The sequence below is a fragment of the Pseudomonas sp. AU12215 genome (assembly GCF_001675465.2).
Taxonomy (GTDB): domain Bacteria; phylum Pseudomonadota; class Gammaproteobacteria; order Pseudomonadales; family Pseudomonadaceae; genus Pseudomonas; species Pseudomonas nitroreducens.
Genome location: NZ_MACM02000157.1, coordinates 1 through 3,368 on the forward strand (window position 1 = coordinate 1; position 3,368 = coordinate 3,368).

Here is a 3,368-nt window from a genome sequence, read left to right on the forward strand (position 1 = left end):
CGCTGGCGCTGGTGCCGTCGGCGGCCTTCACGGTGAAGGTCTCGGTGAGCTTGTCGCCGACTTTCAGTTCGTTGAAGGCGGAGTTGGCGACGAAGCTCCAGGTGCCATCGGCAGCCAGGCTGAACGTGCCATAGCTGCCGGCGGTGCTGGCCTGGGGCTGGAAGCTGGCTGGGCCGTCGACGTCGCTGATGTCGAGCTTGCCGCCGATGGTGACCGGGGCATCGGTTTCGTTTGCGCTGCCGCTGGTCTGCCCGCCAATGATGGCCGCGTCGTTGCTGCCGGTAACGGTGATGGTGACGGTCTGCGGGTCGCTCAGCGCRCCGTTGTTGTCCTTCGCCTGGTAGGTGAAGGTGAYGTTCTCGCTCTGGCCGRCGGCCAGGTGGTCGAACGCGGTRCCGGGGGTGAAGGTGTAGCTGCCGTCACTGTTGAAGGTGAGGTTGCCTTTGCCCTGGGCGATGCCGGTGGCCAGTTGGTAGCTGGCAATGGTGCCGTCGATGTCGGTGGCGACCGGAACCTGGCCGTGSAGAACGGTGTTCTCTTCGGTGGTCTGGGTATCGGCGAAGGCCACCGGCTTGTCGTTGGTGCCGTTGATGGTSACGGTGACGCTGGCGCTGGTGCCGTCGGCGGCCTTCACGGTGAAGGTGTCGGTGAGTTGATCGCCGACTTTCAGTTCGTTGAAGGCMGAGTTGGCGACATAGGTCCAGGTRCCGTCGGTGCCGAGGTTGAAGGTGCCRTGCAGGCCGGCGACGTTGCTCTGSGCCTGGAAGCTGGCCGGGCCGTCGAYGTCGGTGACATCGAGCTTGCCSCCGAGGGTGACCGGGGCGTCGGTCTCGTTGGCGCTGCCGCTGGTCTGGCCGGTGATCACCGCCGCGTCATTGGTGCCGGTGACGGTAATGGTGATGGTCTGCGGGTCGCTCAGGGCGCCGTTGTTGTCCTTCGCCTGGTAGGTGAAGGTAACGTTCTCGCTCTGGCCGGCGGCCAGGTGGTCGAAGTCGCTGCCCGGATTGAAGGTGTAGCTGCCATCGCTGTTGAAGGTCAGCGAACCTTTGCCCTGTGCCACGTCGGTGGCCAGTTGATAACCCKCGATGGTGCCATCGACATCGGTGGCGACCGGAACCTGGCCATCGAGAACGGTGTTCTCCTCGGTGGTCTGGGCATCGGCGAAGGCCACCGGCTTGTCGTTGGTGCCGGTCACGGTGATGGTGATGGTCTGCGGGTCGCTCAGGGCGCCGTTGTTGTCCTTCGCCTGGTAGGTGAAGGTGACGTTCTCGCTGGCGCCAGCGGCCAGGTGGTCGAAGGCGGTACCCGGATTGAAGGTGTAGCTGCCGTTGGCATTGAAGGTCAGCGTGCCTTTGCCTTGCGCCACGTCGGTGGCCAGCTGGTAGCTGACGACGGTGCCGTCGACATCGCTGGCGGCCGGAACCTGACCGTTGAGCACRGTGTTCTCTTCKGTGCTGGCGACATCGGCCGAGGCGACCGGWGCATCGTTGGTGCCGTTGATGGTGACGGTCACGGTGCTGCTGGTGCCGTCGGCGGCCTTCACGGTGAAGGTGTCGGTGAGCTTGTCGCCGACRYYCAGCTCGTTGTAKGCGCTGTTGGCGGTGTAGGTCCAGGTGCCGTCGGTGCCGAGGTTGAAGGTGCCGTGCAGGCCGGCGACGTTGCTCTGGGCCTGGAAGCTGGCCGCGCCGTCGACGTCGGTGACAGTCAGTTGGCCGCCGGTGGTAATCGGTGCATCGGTCTCATTGACGCTCACGCTGGCCACGCCGCCGATGACGGCCGGGTCGTTGGTCCCGGTGACGGTGATGGTCAGGGTCTGGGTATCGGTCGCACCGTGCTCGTCGGTGACGATGTACTTGACCACGATGTCCTTGGTCTCGCCTTCGGCGAGGGACTGGTAGGCCGGGTTCTTGCCGTCGAAGGTCCAGCTGCCGTCGGTCTTCAGGGTGAAGCCGGCCGGCGGGTTGCCGGAGACGCTGAAGCTCAGCTTGGCGCCATCGTCCACGTCGGTGGCGGTGAGCTGGCCCTTGCTGRCCTGGTCTTCCACTGCCGCAGCGGTRGCRGCATCAGCGCGCGGAGCATCGTTGGTGCCGGTGACGGTGATCACCAGGRAACTCTGGGTGCTCGCGCCGTGTTCGTCGGTGACGGTGTAGGGMACGTTGATGACCTGCACCGCACCRGCYTTCAGGTGCTGGTAGGCGGCATCGCTGGCGTCGAAGCTCCACTTGCCGTCGCTGCCCAGGGTCAGGCCGGCCGGGGCGGCCTGGTTSAGGCTGAAGGTCAGCTGGGCGCCGTTGTCGACGTCGATGGCCTTGAGCTCGCCGCTGATCTGCGCGTCTTCGCGGACGAAGGTCAGCGAGGGCAGGGCGATCGGCGTGTCGTTGGTGCCGGTAACGGTCAGGGTCAGGGTGTTGGTGCTGGTGGCGCCRTGTTCGTCGGTGACGGTGTAGTCGATCGACAGGACCTTGGTCTCGCCRGCGGCGAGGCTCTGGTAGGCCGGGTTCAGGCCGTTGAAGGCCCAGGTGCCGTCCTTGAGCAGGGTGAAGCCGGCCGGYGCCTTGTCGTTGAGGCTGAAGCTGAGCTTGGCGCCRTCGTCCACGTCGGTGGCGACCAGTTTGCCGAAGCTGAGSTTGTCTTCRGTGCCCGCTGCGCTGGCAGCCTGGGCCACCGGCGCATCGTTGGTGCCGGTGATGGTGATGGTCAGGCTGCTGGAGCTGGTGGCGCCGTGYTCATCGGTGACGGTGAACGGCACCTGGATGGTCTGGGTGGCMCCSGCTTTCAGGTGCTGGTATTCGCTGACGCTGGCATCGAAGGACCACTTGCCGTCGGCATCGACGCTGAAGCCGGCCGGGGCAGTCTTGTCCAGSGTGTAGGTGAGYTTGGCGCCATCGTCGGCGTCGGTGGCGGCGAGYTGGCCGCTGATCTGCGCGTCTTCCTTCACGGCGCCGCTGGTGGCGCTGGCCACAGGTGCATCGTTGGTGCCGGTRATGGTGATGGTGATGGTCTGCGGRTCGCTCAGCGCGCCATTGTTGTCCTTCGCCTGGTAGGTGAAGGTGACGCTCTCGCTCTGGCCGGCGGCCAGGTGATCGAAGGCGGTACCGGGGGTGAAGGTGTAGCTGCCATCGGCGTTGAAGGTCAGCGAGCCTTTGCCCTGGGCGATATCGCTGGTCAGCTGGTAGCTGGCGATGGTGCCGTCGACATCGGTGGCGGCCGGAACCTGGCCCTGGAGAACGGTGTTCTCTTCAGTGGTGGCGGTGTCGGCGTAGGCGATGGGCGCGTCGTTGGTCCCGGTGACGGTAATGGTCAGGGTCTGTGTATCGGTCGCACCGTGTTCGTCGGTGACGATGTACTTGACCACGATGTCCTTGGTC

At 65.6% G+C, this 3,368-nt stretch carries 1 protein-coding gene; it reads right to left on the reverse strand.

Going from position 1 to position 3,368, the window contains the following annotated elements:
• A partial coding sequence (locus tag A9513_RS24725) for a VCBS domain-containing protein (protein ID WP_141678505.1) occupies window positions 1-3,368 on the reverse strand: 3,368 nt, incomplete at both ends.